Raw genomic sequence first — 17417 nt, forward strand, 5'->3', positions numbered from 1 at the left:
GCTGGCTGCCTATAACGGGAGCCGGCTTTTTTGCTATGAAATATAGTTCAAACTAATCAATCGGCAGCGATTGAGACAAATAACTAAAATTCTGCAATCCTGACTGAAATTTGCTGCCTTATGAATTCAAACATGATGAAATATAATTGAGAGAACAGAAGCGGTTGGAAGAAAAGGGGCGGGAGATGGCCAGGGTTAGGAGCACAGCGGAGCAGCTTAAGAGGTGGTTTGCGGATCTATCGATTCAAATCAAGCTGATTGGGGCTTATATCGTGATTATTCTGGTTCCGGTTATTATAATTTCCAACTATTTGTTTACCGGGTTCTATCAGAATACGATCCAAGACATTATCAAGGAGAACCGTTACCAGACCGATAATGAGAAACAAGAGATTATGAGCAAAATCGGAGTCATGGAGCAGTCAATCGGATTACTGGTTTCGGATCGGCAGCTGAGGGAGTATGTAACTGTTGAATCGGAGCCCGGGTTGAACGATATCAAGCGGTTTCAGGAATACTCTCTGACCTTCTTACAAAGCGTGCTGTTCAATAATTCGGATATTGCGGGCATCCGCTTCTTCGTGGATAATCCTTGGATCAGTGAGCTCTGGCCGATCATTTTTCATGAAGAAAGGATTAAGGACAAGCCATTTTATACTAAAGTGATGAATCAAACCGGAAACGATCTATGGGAGATTCAATCTGAAGATGCAATATTACAGGACAGCAACGCTGCTGTGAACCCAAGCTCAAGCTCTATAGTCGCCTTGATGGCGGGAGTTAATCAAATGAACAGCCAGAATCTTATCCAGCATCTTGGAATCATCAAAGTCGAAATGCCCATCGGGAATTTCTTCAAAAAAGCTTATAACAACAGCAGTGACCGGGACTCCCGGTTCTACATACTTGATCAGCAGGGCAACCTGCATACCAACCGCACAGACCCGCTACCGGGATTGGATGAAGCTGATATTCAGCAGGCTGTCGCTAAGTACAAGCAGGCAGGCAAGTCATCATTGCTGCTCTCCCACAAGGGGGAGGATTTCCTATACCTTGTTGAACCTATCGATAAAATAAATGCAGAGCTTATCAATGTGATTTCATTACACACTACATATTCCAAGATAGATCAAACCCGAAACACCGTTATTGTGGTTATTCTAATCCTGCTGATACTTCTGGCAATTACAACCTTCTTCATGCAGTCCATCATACTGAACAAACTGAATATTCTGCGGGACTCCATGAAACAAGTACGCGGCGGTGACTTTGGCGTAGACATTGATGTCAAGGGCGGCGATGAGATCGGAGAGCTGGCCCACCATTTCCGGCAGATGCTGAATACGATCAATGGAATGATCGCCGATGCGGTGAAGCGCAGCGCAGCCACGAAAGAAGCCGAGCTCCAGGCGTTGCACAATCAGATTGATGCCCATTTTTTATATAATACCCTGGAGAATTTGAAGATGCTTGCAGAGGTTGAGGGACAGTATGTAGTATCGGATGCGCTCACTTCCCTGGGCAGTATGATGCGTTACAATCTCCGATGGACAGGTGACCGGGTGCAGCTGAGAGATGAAATGGGGCATATTCAGCATTACATAGCAATTATGAGCATCCGTTATGATTACAAGCTGAAACTGGAGATTGAGGTGGAGGACAGATTTTGGGATCACGAGATATTGAAGATGTCGCTGCAGCCTATTGTGGAGAATGCCTTGAAGCACGGGGTTTATTCCCCTCTGATGAAAAGTGACGGCCTGATTGTGGCTATCCATGCTTTTGAAGACGGGGGTTTCTTCTATATTGAGGTGACTGACAACGGTATCGGAATTGCAGAGGATAAGCTGCAGGAGCTGAATCGTAAGCTGATTATGAGTGAAGAGGAATTCAATGCATTGCCCCGGGAGACGGCGGAAACAACGGAGCTGAATAAGGGCAGCGGCATCGGGCTGCGAAATGTGAATCAGCGGATTCAGATGGTGTACGGTAATGAACATGGACTCCAGATAGAGAGCAAGCGGAGAAGCTATACCCAAGTGACCGTTAAACTGCCTTTATTAACATCAGGAAGAGGAGGAACGCAGATTATATGAGAAAGCTCCTGATTGTGGATGATGAAAAGAATATCCGCCGCGGGCTTCAGGCCATGATTGAGCGGGAATATGCAGATGTCTATGACATTCACTTGGCTTGCGATGCTTTTGAGGCGCTGGATATACTGATAGCTGTGCATATAGACCTTCTGATTACAGATATTCGTATGCCGGAGATGGATGGGATCGGATTAATAAAATCGATTCAAGACTTCCATCTTAAGCCAGTAATTGTGATTGTCAGCGGCTATGATGATTTCTCTTATGCCAAAGCGGCTATCCGCTATGAAGTGAAGGAATATCTGCTCAAACCGGTGATCCGCGAGGAATTGGCTGCTGCAATTAAGCGCGCTGAAGAGGAGCTTGGACGAAGAGAAGAAGTGATAGATGCACTGTCCGCGTCCTCTGAGCAGTGGGAGGAGTACATGGAGAGCCAGCTGAATTACTACGCGGGCTATCCATCAGCGGAGGCGGAAGAGGTTAGAGAGCGGCTGACCCAGCTGGAGCTGAACTGGATGGATCACGGTTTTCATGCAGTGATGATTAAATATGCGGGAGATTTGCAGGCACTAGGGACGGTTACCTTTAAGGCGCAGATCCATGCGTTAATAGAACAGCTTCAGCCTGCATTTCATTTTCGCTTTGTACGTTTTTTTGGCCGGAATACGCAGGCTGTTATCCTGACGGAAGGGATGCATGCTGCCCGGATAGTAACCGGACTGCTGATGCAGGCAGATTCTCACCTGAACATCGCCGTAAGCGGGCTGAATTACGGGATGGAGAAGCTGTACTCTGCTTATGAGGAGGCGGCTGTTTCTTTGAAGCATACTTTCATGCTGCCCGCACCCGGTATCGTAACATTCGAAGAGGTTTGCCTTAAGGATAATGGCTATCAGGTGCCGGCAGATACAATCAAAAGGGTTGCGAATATGCTGGGTTCAGGGCGGGAGAAGGAGATGCTGGGCCTGCTGCATGAGATATTAGACGCTGCAGATATCAGCCCGAAGAATATCGGGTATCTTGAGGAAATCAGCAGAGCCTTGAACGAAATTGTATTTGATCAAACCATTCAATCGTATGGTAAAGAAGAATCAACAGAAAGACTGCAACGGTACAACAAGGTTAGCGATTTATATCAGTTCAGCTGTTTCCAAGACTATTACCGTGAAGTAGAGAGCTTGCTCCTGCTGCTGGATTGCAACCTCCAAACCTTGAAATCCGTGCAGATCGATAATAAAGAAATGAAGAAGGCGATCCAGTACATTCATGAGAACTATGCGCAGAATATTAATATGACCATTATTTCTAATCTAGTGTCCTATAACTATTCTTATTTCAGCCAGGCCTTCCGGGATTACACGGGAGAGAACTTTGTGAACTATTTGAAGAAAGTCCGGATCGGTAAGGCCAAGCAGCTGCTCCAAACCACAGATGATATGATTTACGAGATCGCCAAGAAATCCGGGTTTGAGAACACCAAGAACTTCAACCGCGTATTTAAAGAAAGTGAAGGTGTGAGTCCGGTAGAATATCGTAATCAGCAAAAAGTACTGTTTGCGTCAATAGAATGATAATCCTACGGCAGGAATGCGGCTGCTTGTGCCAGTCCTGCCTATTTTTTGACGGCGCTACCTCTCCTGCTTATAATGAACAAATATAATGCAGCAACAACGACGGGAGACGCGGGAATGGAGCAATATACGGAAGACATAGGGTATATCATGTGGAGAGTCACGAACAATTGGCAAAAGTTAATGAAAGCTGAGCTGCGGGAGGTGGATCTGACACATGTCCAGTTTGCGCTGCTGCGGTCCTGCCATGCACTGAATGAGCGGGAAAGCGCGTCCGGTGTGACGCAGATTCAGATTGCCCACAATTCTGATATCGATCCGATGATGGCTTCAGAAGTGCTGAGAACACTGGAGAAAAAAGGGTATATCAGCCGTGTGCCGCATCCGCAGGATACCAGAGCCAAGCTGATCTCACTGACCGAATCCGGTGTAGCTGTTATGGAACGTGCCAGCCGGATAGTTATGAGCGCGGACCAGATGTTTTTCTCCAAGCTGGGGCCGGATATGCATGATTTCATTGCCCGATTAAAGATGCTGTCGACATAGATCTGGAATGAATTTGCCAAAAGAAAGGTTAAAGAAAAACCTTGACTCCATTTAATAAGTGAACATATAATAAGCGGACATATAAATAATATGGATAGGCAATTCGAGAGGAGAACGTTAGTACATGAATGAGGCATCACAAATCAAGGTGAAATACAAGGTAATCCCTGTGCTCGTAGCGCTATTACTGGGGGGATTCATCGGTCTGTTAAGTGAGACCATGATGAACGTGGCCCTGCCGGTGCTTATGGCGGAGTGGAATCTTTCCGCTTCAACCGCACAATGGATCACCACAGGTTACATTCTGGTCATCAGCATCATTATGCCGGTCTCAGCCTTACTGCTGCAGTGGTTCACAACTAGAAAATTATTCGTGACTGCCATCAGCTTATTTATGCTCGGAACCTTGGCCGCAGGACTTGCCCCGGGCTTTGGGATGCTGCTTATCGGGCGTTTGGTTCAGGCAGCGGGTACCGCAATCTTGATGCCGGTCATCTTCAATACGATCCTGACTATTATTCCACCCGCCAAACGCGGGGCGGCTATGGGTATGGTAGGTCTCGTGATGATGGTAGCTCCGGCGCTTGGACCTACCGTGTCCGGGCTGATCATCGACAAGCTGGATTGGCACTGGATGTTCTGGGTGCTGGTTCCTTTCCTGGTGATCGACTTTATTATCGGGCTGCTTAATATTGAGAATGTGGCAACGATCACCAAACCGAAGATTGATATTTTGTCGCTTGTCCTGTCCACCATCGCTTTTGGCGGTATCGTATACGGGCTTAGTGTTGTAGGCGAAGGAGACGGAGGCTGGGGCAGCCAGAAGGTTATCGCCTGCCTCGTTATCGGACTTGTAGCGCTCTTATTGTTTATTTTGCGCCAGCTAACAATGAAGCAGCCGATCATGAATCTGCGGGCGTTCAAATATCCGATGTTCACAGCAGGTACGTTGTTTATTGTTATCGGGTTCCTGACGATTTTCGCTACATCGTATTTGCTGCCGATCTTTATGCAGGGGTCACTGAGATTGTCAGCGCTGTATGCCGGACTGCTCATGCTTCCCGCAGGGCTGGTCAATGCCATACTGTCACCCATTATCGGACGGAGCTTTGATAAAGTCGGCCCCCGGGTACTGGTTATTCCGGGTATGATCATTCTGTCCGCTGCCATGTGGATGTTCACCAGCGTTGACGTAAATACTCCAGTCTACATGATCATTCTTATGCACTGCTGCATGACAGTAGGTCTTGCGCTTACCCTGATGCCTGCGCAGACGAACGGGCTGAATCAGCTGCCGCGGGAACTGCATCCGCATGGTACAGCCATCATGAATACCCTGCAGCAGTTAGCCAGTGCAGTCGGAACAGCTCTGATTGTAAGTGTGATGACTGCCGGCCAAAGTACTTACATCAGTACTCATTTGGATACCGCAGCAGCGGATATGGGATCACTAAGTCTGGCGGCAGGCGTGCATAATGCGTTCATTCTGGCGGCAGTCATCACGCTGATTGGTGTGATTGCAGGGTTCTTCGTGAGACGGAGTATCGTTCACAGCCATGCTGCACCACAGCCGGATACGCCAAGACGGCAGACGGCTTCCTAATATTCGAGAGTTAATAAGGGGATTTCCGGCAGTTGCCGGAGGTCCTCTTTTAACAATGGAGTACAAATAACGGGTTTCTATTGGTCACTTGCACAATGCATTTCGTCCGATCATCAATATTCTTTTGCTGCCCTAAGACCTTATAATGAGAGCGTGTTCAACAAGTACTTAGGGGGATATTCGAAATGGAAGGATTAATCATTGATTGGTACGGAGCACTGGCAGGACTGGCAATTGCCATTATTCTGATCCTTAGAAAATTGAATCCGGTATACGCACTGTTCCTGGGAGCCATTGTAGGGGCGCTTATTGGCGGAGCCAATCTGGAACAGACGGTAAGCGTTCTTGTAAGCGGTACACAAAGCGTAATGGGTACGGTTCTGCGGGTGCTGGCCGCCGGTGTTCTGGCTGGTGTCATGATGGAATCGGGTGCAGCTGAAGCAATAGCCCAGGCTATTGTGAGAAAGTTCGGCGGAAGCAAGGCGATACTCGCCCTCGCATTGGCAACGATGGTCATTACGGCCATGGGGGTTTTCATTCCGGTAGCGGTATTAATTGTAGCGCCTATTGCCCTGTCGGTAGGTAACAAGATGGGGATTTCCAAGGTAGCATTGCTGCTGGCACTGTCGGGCGGAGGGAAGGCCGGGAATATTATCTCCCCGAATCCGAATACCATCGCAGCCGCACGGGGCTTCGACCTGGATTTAAGCCATGTGATGCTGGCGGGTCTGATCCCGGCCGTCTGTGGATTGATTGTAACCGTTATCCTTGCCTCATTGCTGAAGAAAAAAGGTATAATGGTTACCACTGAAGAAGCTGCTAACGGTACCGACACTGCGAATACAGCTACATATCCGCCGCTCAGCCGAGCAATCGTCGCTCCTCTGGTTGCGATTGTCCTGCTGATGATTAATCCAATCGGTTCGATCTCCGGGATCGAAGCACTGGCCAGACTCAAAGTGGATGCGCTTTATATTCTGCCGCTGGCCGGAATTATCGGTATGCTGGCGATGGGGCAGGGGAACAAGGTTCTGCAGTATACTTCCTCCGGTCTTAGTAAAATGACTGCCACCGTCCTGATCCTGATCGGGGCAGGCGGAATTGCCGGCTTGATCTCTGCTTCGGATTTATCGAATCAGGTGGTTCATCTCATTGAGCTGTCCGGTATCTCCGGCACGTTCCTGGCGCCGATCTCCGGTATTCTGATGGCAGCGGCAACCGCGTCCACTTCGACTGGGGTTATTGTGGCGACCGGCTCCTTCGGACAGGCCATTCTGGATATGGGCACGGCTCCGCTGGCGGCAGCCGTTATGGTCCATACCGGAGCAACGGTCATAGACTCTCTGCCGCAGGGCACTTACTTCCACGTTACTGCGGACAGTATGAAGATGACGATCAAGCAGCGTATGGGGCTGATTCCTTACGAAGCGCTTGTCGGCGGAACGATGACGATTGTGGCTACGCTGGTTTACGGATTTTTATTCTAATATCAATATCATATACGGGGTGTGGAAATGAGAGAGAAAACCTTTGTACTGGCACCGGATTCTTTTAAGGAGAGTATGACTGCGAAGGAAGTCTGTCTTGCGATGGAGAGCGGACTGCGGAAGATTTATCCGGAAGCGGCTTATATCCATGTTCCCATGGCAGACGGCGGAGAGGGGACGGTACAGTCTCTTGTCGATGCTTCCGGCGGGGAGATTCATTATAAAAAAGTCGTGGGCCCGCTCGGACAGCCGGTTACAGCGAAATACGGAATTCTTGGCGACGGAGCGACTGCGGCGATTGAGATGGCTTCTGCCAGCGGCATTCAGCTGGTGGATAAGGCAGACCGGAATCCGCTAATCACAACGACTTACGGTACAGGTGAGCTAATTCTGGAATGTCTGGAACGGGGAATCCGCAAGATTATTATCGGCATCGGCGGGAGTGCGACCAATGACGGCGGCGCAGGCATGGCCGAGGCGCTGGGTGCGAGATTCATCGATGAAGCGGGGGAGTTGCTGCCGCGCGGCGGCGGTAGTCTGGGCCGGCTGAGCAGCGTCGACATCAGCTCGCTTGATGCAAGACTGCAGCAGCTTCAGCTGATTGTGGCCTGTGATGTGACGAATCCGCTCTGCGGCGATCATGGGGCATCGGCAGTATTCGGCCCGCAAAAAGGCGCTACACCTGAAATGGTGCAGCAGCTTGATGCCAATCTCGCTCATTATGCGGCGGTGGTGAAGCAGCAGCTTGGCAAGGATGTGCGGGATCTTCCCGGTGCCGGTGCGGCCGGCGGTCTGGGGGCAGGCCTTATGATCTTCACGCAGGCCACACTCCAGAAGGGGATCGAGATCGTGATTGAATACACGGGTCTAGGCCGGAAGCTGGCGGATGCGGACTTCGTATTTACCGGTGAAGGCGGGATCGATTTCCAGACGAAATTCGGCAAAACACCATATGGCGTAGCCCGTACCGCCAAGGCAAACGGCAAGAAGGTGATTGCCTTGGCCGGCTACATCGGCGAAGGAATTGAAACGCTGTATGCAGAAGGTATCGACGCCATCTTCGGCATAGTCCCGGGCGCTTCCAGCCTGGAGCAACTGCTGGCCGAAGGCCCGGCCAATGTTGAGCGGACCTGCGAGAATATTGCGAGGTTGCTGAAGCTTGGCGAATAGTGAAGCTGGGCGGGTAGTGTAGCAAGGTGAATAGTGGTGCTGGGCGAATATGTAGCTAGGTGAACAATTGAGTTGGGAGAATAGTGGAGCTGGGGGATTAGTGTAGCTGAGTGAATAGTTAAGCTGGGCGAATAGCTGAGTTGAATTGGATTGAGTCTGATTGAATAGCCCCTGGGATAATTCCCAGGGGCTATTGGTTTTGTATAGGGGAGAGTAATCTTAGGCAGAGGTGAAATCCTGCACGAAATACAACATTCTTCCCGTGATATCGGGCTTAATCACAGATTGTTGTAGGAAATACAACAATTCCCCGTGTATTGGCGGGTAAGCGGAGAAATTGTTGTATTTCATACAACAATCGTTACGAAACCGCCTGAAATTATGATTCCGAGTTGTATTATGTACAACATTTGGAAACGCGAGGCAGTAATTCAACGCACGGGACGCCCGCGCAACCCGCACCCGCACCCGTACCCGCACCCGCACCCGAGCCCCCGCCCGCACCCGCATCCGCCCCGCGCAATCCGCCCGCCTACACCCGCATCCCCGCCCGAGCCCCCGCCGACACACTCCGCCCGCCTGCCCGCACTCGCGCACCCGCACCCCGCCGACGGACCCGCCCGCCTGCCCGCACTCGCACACCCTCCCGCACCCCCGCCAGGACATAACAACACGAGAAGCCGCTCTACTTATAGAGCGCTAGCAGTTCATACGTAAGCTCGAAGAGCTGCAGCAGATTCCTCGGGTCTTTGCCGGTAATACTCTCGATCCGCTTCAGGCGGTATTGCAGAGTATTACGGTGAATATTGAGATGATCCGCCGTTTGCGAGACGCTGCAGTTATGGTTGATGAAGCTTCTAAGTGTCTCCAGCAGATCGGCGGTATCCTCCAGCTTGATCGCCCTGCCGGGTTTGTCCGACAGCTTCGCATGGCTGAGCTTCACCAGAAATTCAGCTTCTTCGAAGGTAATGGCTTGTGAAGCAGGCTTCAGCGCAAGCAGTATACCCAAGGCCGATTTGGCCTGGCGGTACCCTTCGGCAATGCTGGGTTCCAGTCTGCCGGAGGCCAGTAGCAGGAGCGGCTGGTTATGCAGCAGCTCTGTAATCAGCGGGCTGCAGTCGGGACGGTTCTGGATCAGCAGCAGCCAGGTATCTTCATCCAGCTGGAAGGACGGGTAACGCAGCAGGAGCTTGGCAGCATCTTTTTCCGGATTGAAATGCTTGAGATAGAGTACCGTAGTCTTCAGCAGCAGATCAATATTGTAGGCAGCAGCTTCTTTTCTTAATTTCTGGGAATACGCTCCCTGATGGGCGAGCAGCATTTCCAGCATAGCCTTCTTGCGGTTTGCCTCATTCGCGAGATTCTCCAGCGTGTTCCGCTGTTCGATGAGCAGGGATACCGTGGTTCTTACGATGTTGCAAAAAGGCCGGACCTCCTCAGGGCTCCCGGAAATTCCGATCACACCGACGCGGGTGTTGCCGATGACAATCGGTTCGTTGGTCCCTTTTTTCTCATACAGACCATCCTCCAGCACCTCGACCATTTGTCCGGTGGACAAGGCCTTGACTGCCCCCTGGTGAACGGTGCCGACCCGTTCTTTCTTTCCGCTGCCGACAATAATTCCCTGATGATTCATGATGTTGATATTATAAGGAATATCCATCATCATTTTGTCTACAATTTCCTGCGCCTGCTTCTCGGATAGCTGAAACAACCGGAATTCCCCCCTTCGCCGTGCCCGGATGGCTGCCTAAGCAACCTCAGTCTCTTCCATTGTGCATCTGAACAAAAGTATAGAGCATTCCGCACGGAGAATAAAGACTGAACCGGTGTGCCGGATCTAAGGGGGCGGCCAAACGGCCCAGGCAGAGTAGCGCAGCCATGTTTTACGGATTATGCGGACTATGGACTAGATAGAGACTTGGGAGATTCCCGCCCGGCTAAAAATCTCTTTCAAAGTAACCTCCTTGTCTGCGTTCCAGGGATTTGCGGGTGCAAGGCTGAAGGTGGACACTGGCACACCTGCCAGACGAATGGCTTCTTTTATTGAAGGAATGAAGGGATCATCGATACTATACAGCGGAGGGATCTCTATAATTCTCCGGTGAAACTCAAGCACCTCTGCCATATCATTCTTCAGGAAGCTGCTGAGTAACCCGAGCATCAGCTGCGGTGCGAAGTTGGCACTGGCGGCAATCGCCCCGTCTCCACCGGCAGCAAGCGTAGGCAGCAGATATTCATCGAAACCGCAAAATACCGAGAAGTCCGGTTTAACCGCCTTCACCTGCATAATCATCTGCCGGATATGGCTGAGCTGGTCTACGGTTTCCTTAATTCCAGTTACATTTGTATATTTGGCGGCAAGGCGGCTGACGAAGGCCGGACTCAGATCCTGGCCAGTCAGCGCCGGGAAGTTGTACAGCATCAGCGGCACATCAACGGCTTCCAGAATAGAGGCATAATGCGAGAACAAAGCCTCTTCGCTAAGCTTGTAATAATAAGGATTAATGACAACGATGCCTGTCGCCCCTTGCTCCGCAGCATGCTTGCTAAGGCGGAGGGTCTCTGCTGTCGTATTGCTGCCGGTGCCAATCCATACGGGAAGACGGCCATTCGTGTATTTAATGCATACCTCAGCGATTTCCTCGCGCTGCTCGGTGCTGAACAAGCTGAATTCTCCGGCTGTCCCGAGGAAAAAGAGTCCCTGAACCCCTTGCCGGATCAGGCTGTCGATCAGCAGCTTCATTCCGCTAGGGTCGAATTTTCCGGATTGATCCAGAATCGTCGGAACCGGGGGAATGATGCCTGTATGATGCGGTCTCATGGTCATGTTAGAAATTTTCATTTTATTCCGCCTCCAGGTTTGTTATTATAAACATAAGATTATTATAGTGAACTAAGAGAGCTTAATCAATTGATTTATGAGAGGGGAATGAAGGTTTGGACCGGAAATATTGGGTTCCAGCTTTAGAACGGGCCGATCTGATTCTTACGGCAATCTCCAGGAAGCCCGGAGAACATAAGATGACCGACCTGTGCGATGAAACGGGCATTAACAAAAGCTCCATGTTCTCGCTGCTGCGTACAATGGAAACCCTGCAATGGGTGGTGAAGGATGACAGGGAGGCTTACGCGCTAGGGGCTGGGGTTTCCTACTATAATACGGTTTACAACGAATCGCTTAAGCAGAATACGAATCTGGTGGAGCGCTTCCTGGCAGGCTCTGCACAGAGCGTCAGGGTAATCGGGGAAACCTTTCAGTTATCGGTTCTTGACCGGGATGAGATTATCTATCTGGCCAAGCAGGAAGGCCCCTCCCTTGTGAGGCTGGAGTCCAGTCCCGGGATGCGGTTCCCGGCGCATGCGACCGCCATGGGCAAGATGATGCTTGCACTGCTGCCGGACGGCGAGCTCATAAGACGTTATTCCGGCAAAACCTTAACTGCGGTTACGTCTCACACGTTGACGGATTGGGCGGAATTCACGGCTGCATTGGCTGAGATTCGCGAGGCCGGTTACGCAGTGGACCGGGAAGAAATTATACAGGGCATCAGTTGCGTGGCTGCGCCGATTCTGGATGCTGCGGGAAATGCCGTTGCCGCTGTGAGCACCACGATGCTGCAGCATGCTTTTGCCGATAAACAGGAGGCTGCGGTCAGGGAAGTGATAGAGCTGGCGAGGAAACTATCCTTGTGTTAATGGTCTGGGCAAGTTCATCCTGAAGGAGAGAAGGGTTAAGTGTGGAGCTGACTTTGCATGAGATTATGAAGGAAGCCATAGATGATACTGTTCCTGTACATACCGCTGCGGAAGGGCCTGCAGGCAAGCTTCCGATTACAGGTGAGGTGCTGCGAAATGCCCCAAGCGGGGAAATCTTCGGAATGACCCAGAATGCGGGAATGGGCTGGAATCCGCTGCAACTGAACAGGCCGCAATATCTGATTCTCGGCACGATGGGCGGAATCCGGCGGGAGGACGGCAGTCCGCTTGCGCTCGGATACCATACCGGACACTGGGAAATCGGTGTGATGATGGAAGAAATCGCTGAGGAGCTCACCGCCAATCAGGGGATTCCGTTTGCCGGTTATGTCAGTGATCCCTGTGACGGGCGCTCCCAGGGGACCACGGGCATGTTCGATTCTCTTCCTTACCGGAATGATGCGGCAGTGGTTCTGCGGCGGCTGATTCGTTCCCTGCCCACCCGCAAAGGAGTTCTGGGCGTAGCCACCTGCGATAAAGGTCTGCCCGCCATGATGCTGGCGCTGGCCGGAATGCGGCATCAGCTTCCGGGGATTATCGTGCCTGGCGGCGTTACACTGCCGCCGGTTAACGGCGAGGATGCCGGCAAGGTGCAGAGCATCGGAGCGCGGTTCAGCAATGGTGAACTTTCGCTCGAGGATGCAGCCGATCTGGGCTGCCGGGCCTGCGCTACCCCGGGAGGCGGCTGTCAATTCCTCGGCACGGCCGCAACGGCCCAGGTGATTGCTGAAGCACTGGGCATGTCGCTGCCTCATTCGGCTCTGTCACCATCGGGGCAGCCGGTCTGGAAGAATATCGGCCGCCAGTCGGCCCGCGCGCTTCAGCATATGGAGCATAGCGGAATAGTGATGAGTGATATTCTTACAGATCGGGCCATTAAGAACGCGATGGTCCTGCATGCCGCGTTCGGAGGCTCTACGAATCTGCTGCTGCATCTGCCGGCCGTTGCCCATGCCGCCGGGCTGAAGATTCCTTCAGTTGATGACTGGAACGAGGTGAACCGCCAGGTTCCCCGGCTGGTCAGTGTGCTTCCGAACGGACCGGTGCCGCATCCGACGATCCGCGTGTTCCTGGCAGGAGGTGTTCCGGAAGTCATGCTGCATTTACGGCGGCTGGGGCTAATTGACGAATCCGTATTGACCGTGACAGGGCGGACGCTGGGCGAGAATCTGGACTGGTGGGAGACCTCGCAGAGACGGGCGGACATGCGGCGGAGACTGCAGGAAGCGGATGCCATTGACCCGGATTCTGTGATCATGAGCCCGGAAGAGGCCAAGCGGCAGGGTATGGCTTCCACGATGACGTTCCCCACAGGGAATCTCTGCCCCGAAGGTGCAGTAATCAAATCGGCAGCGATTGACCCTTCCGTCTTGGACAGCGAAGGAGTCTACAGGCATACGGGGAGAGTGAAGGTGTTCACTGCCGAGAAGGATGCGATCCGTAGCATCAAGAACGGTAAGGTGCAGGCCGGGGATATTCTGGCCATCATCGGCCGGGGTCCCAGCGGAACAGGAATGGAAGAGACCTACCAGCTGACATCCGCGCTCAAGCATCTGCCTTACGGCAAATATGTCACGCTGATCACGGATGCCCGGTTCTCCGGCGTGTCCACCGGTGCCTGCATCGGGCATATGGGACCCGAAGCGCTGGCTGGCGGTCCCCTCGGGAAGCTGCGGGATAATGACTGGGTAGAAGTGCTGATCGATACCGTGAAGCTGGATGGGAGCGTGAATCTGATCGGGGAAGGCGGAGAAGGCGGACAGCCGCTGTCGAAGGAAGCGGGAACGGAGCTTCTGAACGCAAGGACTCCGCATCCGGGCCTTGCCGTTGATCCGGGACTGCCGGATGATACCCGGCTATGGGCTGCGCTACAGGCGGCAAGCGGAGGGACCTGGCAGGGCTGTGTCTACGATACGGATAGAATTATTGCCTTACTGGAAGCAGGACGGCAAGTACTGGGGGAGACAAGATGAGCACAACACTGATTCACAATCCGATTCTACGCGGGTTTCATCCGGACCCGTCCATCTGCCGGGCGGGAGAAGACTATTATATTGCCACCTCCACCTTCGAGTGGTTTCCCGGCGTACGGATTCATCATTCCCGCGATCTCGTGAACTGGCGGCCGCTTACGTATGCACTAACCCGCAAGTCGCAGCTGAATATGGAAGGTGACCCGGATTCCGGAGGCGTGTGGGCACCTTGCCTGACTTACGATGATGGACTCTTTTATCTGATCTATACCGATGTCAAAAGCAGACAGGGTGCCTTCAAGGATACGCCTAACTATCTGGTGACTGCCGGGAATATCGAAGGTCCCTGGTCTGAGCCTGTATACCTGAACAGCAGCGGCTTCGACCCTTCGCTGTTCCATGACGATGACGGGCGCAAATGGCTGGTCAACATGCTGTGGGATCATCGCACCGGCAATAACAGCTTCGCCGGGATTGTGCTGCAGGAATATTCTGCAACAGAGCAGCGGCTGACCGGTCCGGTCATTCACATCTACAAGGGAACCGAGCTGAAGCTTACGGAAGGGCCGCATCTGTACCGAAAGGACGGCTGGTATTATCTCATCACAGCTGAGGGCGGTACACAGTATAATCATGCGGTGACGGTGGCCCGCTCGAAGCAGATTGAAGGTCCGTATGAGACAGCTCCGAATCATCCGCTGCTGACCTCTGCCGGGAACCGTGAACTGGAGCTGCAGAAGGCGGGACATGCCAGTCTTGTACACACGCATACAGACGAATGGTATATGGTGCATCTGTGCGGCCGTCCCGTGAAAGACGACTACTGCAATCTGGGCCGGGAGACAGCGATTCAGCGCTGCGAATTCACGGATGACGGCTGGCTCGCCCTGGCCGGAGGCGGGAACGCCCCGGCGCTTACTGTGCCGGGTCCGGACATTCCGGAGCATCCATTCTCCGCTCCGGCTCCCCGTGATGATTTCGATGACCTGCAGCTGGATGTCCGCTGGAGCACCCTGCGTGTGCCTGCTGAGGAAGCGTGGCTCTCGCTACAGGAGCGCCCCGGATATTTGCGCCTCCGGGGCAGAGAATCCATGAGCTCCATGCACCGCCAGAGTCTGGTCGCCCTGCGCCAGCAGGCCTTCAGCTGCAGCGCCGAAACCGCCATTGAATTCAAGCCGCAGCACTTCCAGCAGATGGCCGCATTAATTGTCTATTATGATACGAAGGATTACCTCTACTTGCGGATCACTCATGATGAGACCCTCGGGAAATGCGTGGGCATCATCCGCTCCCGGGACGGGGTCTATGAGGATACCCTGACTGCGGATGTCCCGCTGCCGCCGGGAGCAAGCGTAGCATTAAAGGTAGTGATCGACCGGGAATTCGCCCAATTCTACTACCGGGCCGGCGAGTCTGACTGGGAGAAGATCGGCAGGGCACTGGAAATCTATCATCTGTCCGATGATTTCCCGGCCTATATCCGGTTTACCGGCACATTTATCGGAATGTGTGTGCAGGATTTGAGCGGAACGCTGCGTGCGGCAGATTTTGATTATTTTGAGTACCGGGAGTTTGAGGTGTAAAGCGCCTTTTATGCGGGTTGAACAAGAGAATGTCAGGCGTCACAAGAAGAGGGGTGTACTCAAGTGCATCACTCTTTTTGTGCCGTCTTTTTACGTTTCAGATTAAGCCATTGACCTTAGGTCTGGCCTAAGGTATATCATTGAAGCCATAAGCAGGGAAGTGAGGAGGATGACTGGTGGGGACAGAAATTACAATTAGCGAGCTGGCCAAGCTTATGCAGGTGTCGGTTCATCAGATCCGTTATTTCGAGGAAAAAGGTCTGCTGCTTCCTTCCTATACGGATACGAACCTGTACCGGAAGTATGGCATCGACCAGATCTATCAGCTGTCGCAAATTATGCTGCTGCGCAAGCTGGGGATGCCTGTGCAGGCGGTCAAGGAAAGTATGGCGGAATCCGGACAGCAGGTAATGGAAGAGAAGCTGCACCGCTCGCTGGTAGAGATCGGCGGAGAGATTGCCCGGCTCCAGCTGCTGGAGCAGTTCATTCTGAAGGTTCTGCAGGAGCAGCGCGATTTCCAAATGGAGAAACAGAGCTGCCAGGTGAAGATGCGGGAAGCAATGCCGCTGCAGAAGTGGTTTGAAATGGATTCGGCAGCAACTCTTGATGCGAGAACACTGGCGGAGCAGTCTGTACGAGTGAACGCCTTGTCCGAAACGGATATTCATTATATTTACGATCGTACGAATACTGTGTCATTGTATACGGCTGTAGAGCCCGGCGGAGAAGTAGGGCGGGTCTTGCCGGCGGGAGAATATCTCTCTTGCCGGCTACAGGTAACAGATGAATCCGTGCTTAAGGAAGAGATCGGACAATTCAGCCGCTATGCTGAGCAAGAATATGGTGAACTTCCGGGTCCCCTTGTTCTCATCGAGAAATCCTATCTCTCCTTATTCAGCAGAGACAAGCTACATTACGAAATTTTACTCTGCATTGAATCTGGGGACGCTACAGGAGGTGCTGATGCAAGGTGACGAACACTTCGACTGCTACAACGGTTACGATTGCAGACATGCAGCCTGGGTATAACCGCGAGGTCAGCCGGATCATTGTCCATGGATTCCAGGGCAAGTTTACTGCGCGAACCAAGATTGAGCCGGATGGGCTGGCTTTGTTTTTCGAACAGCTGCTGGGCTATACGGTGGAAGGTCCGTACACGAAGCGGGTGGTGGCGCTGCAAGGGGAGACCGTGGTCGGTACCCTTAGCTTAAAGTGTCACAAGAACTCCGGGCGTATCGCCGGGGCCGCTGCTAAATCTGCTAAGCTTTCCGTATGGAAGGAGATTGCCGGGATTGGCACAAGAAATACACTGCTGCTGCTGGCCACCCTCTATTGCCTAAACCATGACCCGGCGCCGGGAGAATGTTATATCGCAGATCTTGCGGTTCATCCTGAACATCAGGGGACAGGTGTAGGCCGGCTGCTGGTTCGCTGGGCACATCAATTTATGGAGAAGCATCCGTTGTTATTAGGTTTGAGCCTGCATGTCTCCGAACACAACAGGGCTGCCAAGCGTTTGTATGAACGGCTTGGATTCAGCACCCAAGCGGAAGAGTATAGCCTGTTAAGCAAGTTTCTGTCCGGTGAAGTGAAGTGGGAGTATATGATCTGCAGGCAATAGGGAGGTTC

At 52.4% G+C, this 17417-nt stretch carries 13 protein-coding genes; 11 read left to right on the forward strand and 2 right to left on the reverse strand.

Annotation, left to right across the window (positions count from 1 at the left end; genetic code table 11):
• The first annotated feature begins 185 nt into the window (after window positions 1-185).
• The 6 genes from MHI42_RS31205 to MHI42_RS31230 all read left to right on the forward strand — a co-directional run bounded on the left by MHI42_RS31205 (window position 186) and on the right by MHI42_RS31230 (window position 8473).
• Window positions 186-2096, forward strand: a complete 1911-nt coding sequence (locus tag MHI42_RS31205; protein WP_342421701.1) for a histidine kinase — start codon at window positions 186-188, stop codon at window positions 2094-2096.
• On the forward strand, window positions 2093-3667 hold the full coding sequence (locus tag MHI42_RS31210) for a response regulator (RefSeq protein ID WP_342421702.1): 1575 nt from the start codon (window positions 2093-2095) through the stop codon (window positions 3665-3667). The genes MHI42_RS31205 and MHI42_RS31210 overlap by 4 nt, the downstream gene beginning before the upstream one ends.
• A gap of 75 nt (window positions 3668-3742) precedes the next feature.
• Window positions 3743-4213 carry a MarR family transcriptional regulator gene (locus MHI42_RS31215; protein WP_156118677.1) on the forward strand — a complete coding sequence of 157 codons (471 nt, stop codon included), beginning with the start codon at window positions 3743-3745 and terminating at the stop codon, window positions 4211-4213.
• A 124-nt stretch (window positions 4214-4337) separates the two neighbouring features.
• Window positions 4338-5816, forward strand: coding sequence for an MDR family MFS transporter (locus MHI42_RS31220; RefSeq protein WP_342421703.1), 1479 nt, complete (start codon window positions 4338-4340; stop codon window positions 5814-5816).
• Window positions 5817-6001: 185 nt separating this feature from the next.
• Window positions 6002-7303: an SLC13 family permease gene (locus MHI42_RS31225; protein ID WP_171718118.1), complete on the forward strand. Its 1302-nt coding sequence runs from the start codon at window positions 6002-6004 to the stop codon at window positions 7301-7303.
• 27 nt (window positions 7304-7330) lie between these two features.
• A complete protein-coding gene (locus tag MHI42_RS31230; RefSeq protein WP_342421704.1) occupies window positions 7331-8473 on the forward strand; it encodes a glycerate kinase in 1143 nt (380 codons plus the stop codon).
• A 685-nt stretch (window positions 8474-9158) separates the two neighbouring features.
• Here MHI42_RS31230 and MHI42_RS31235 read toward each other — a convergent pair.
• Entirely contained in the window at window positions 9159-10187 is a 1029-nt protein-coding gene (locus MHI42_RS31235; RefSeq protein ID WP_342421705.1) for a sugar diacid recognition domain-containing protein, read from the reverse strand.
• A 195-nt stretch (window positions 10188-10382) separates the two neighbouring features.
• Window positions 10383-11318, reverse strand: coding sequence for a dihydrodipicolinate synthase family protein (locus MHI42_RS31240; protein WP_342421706.1), 936 nt, complete (start codon window positions 11316-11318; stop codon window positions 10383-10385).
• A gap of 95 nt (window positions 11319-11413) precedes the next feature.
• Between MHI42_RS31240 and MHI42_RS31245 the strand changes: the two genes are divergently transcribed.
• From MHI42_RS31245 to MHI42_RS31265, 5 genes are all read left to right on the forward strand, one after another.
• Window positions 11414-12172, forward strand: coding sequence for an IclR family transcriptional regulator (locus MHI42_RS31245; protein ID WP_171718121.1), 759 nt, complete (start codon window positions 11414-11416; stop codon window positions 12170-12172).
• A 65-nt stretch (window positions 12173-12237) separates the two neighbouring features.
• On the forward strand, window positions 12238-14205 hold the full coding sequence (locus MHI42_RS31250; protein WP_342424842.1) for a YjhG/YagF family D-xylonate dehydratase: 1968 nt from the start codon (window positions 12238-12240) through the stop codon (window positions 14203-14205).
• Window positions 14202-15788 carry a glycoside hydrolase family 43 protein gene (locus MHI42_RS31255; protein ID WP_342421708.1) on the forward strand — a complete coding sequence of 529 codons (1587 nt, stop codon included), beginning with the start codon at window positions 14202-14204 and terminating at the stop codon, window positions 15786-15788. Before MHI42_RS31250 ends, MHI42_RS31255 begins: the two co-directional genes overlap by 4 nt.
• A 176-nt stretch (window positions 15789-15964) precedes the next feature.
• Complete coding sequence (locus MHI42_RS31260) at window positions 15965-16762, forward strand: MerR family transcriptional regulator (protein WP_342421709.1); 798 nt, start codon at window positions 15965-15967, stop codon at window positions 16760-16762.
• Window positions 16759-17409, forward strand: coding sequence for an N-acetyltransferase (locus tag MHI42_RS31265; RefSeq protein ID WP_342421710.1), 651 nt, complete (start codon window positions 16759-16761; stop codon window positions 17407-17409). Before MHI42_RS31260 ends, MHI42_RS31265 begins: the two co-directional genes overlap by 4 nt.
• Window positions 17410-17417 lie beyond the last annotated feature (8 nt).

Source organism: Paenibacillus sp. FSL E2-0178 (assembly GCF_038593005.1).
GTDB classification, from domain to species: Bacteria; Bacillota; Bacilli; order Paenibacillales; family Paenibacillaceae; genus Paenibacillus_AQ; species Paenibacillus_AQ phytohabitans.

Coding starts and splice junctions, on each gene's coding strand:
- MHI42_RS31205 (WP_342421701.1), top strand. CDS start 186: ATGGCCAGGGTTAGGAGCACAGCGGAGCAGCTTAAGAGGTGGTTTGCG.
- MHI42_RS31210 (WP_342421702.1), top strand. CDS start 2,093: ATGAGAAAGCTCCTGATTGTGGATGATGAAAAGAATATCCGCCGCGGG.
- MHI42_RS31215 (WP_156118677.1), top strand. CDS start 3,743: ATGAACAAATATAATGCAGCAACAACGACGGGAGACGCGGGAATGGAG.
- MHI42_RS31220 (WP_342421703.1), top strand. CDS start 4,338: ATGAATGAGGCATCACAAATCAAGGTGAAATACAAGGTAATCCCTGTG.
- MHI42_RS31225 (WP_171718118.1), top strand. CDS start 6,002: ATGGAAGGATTAATCATTGATTGGTACGGAGCACTGGCAGGACTGGCA.
- MHI42_RS31230 (WP_342421704.1), top strand. CDS start 7,331: ATGAGAGAGAAAACCTTTGTACTGGCACCGGATTCTTTTAAGGAGAGT.
- MHI42_RS31240 (WP_342421706.1), bottom strand. CDS start 11,318: ATGAAAATTTCTAACATGACCATGAGACCGCATCATACAGGCATCATT.
- MHI42_RS31250 (WP_342424842.1), top strand. CDS start 12,238: ATGAAGGAAGCCATAGATGATACTGTTCCTGTACATACCGCTGCGGAA.
- MHI42_RS31255 (WP_342421708.1), top strand. CDS start 14,202: ATGAGCACAACACTGATTCACAATCCGATTCTACGCGGGTTTCATCCG.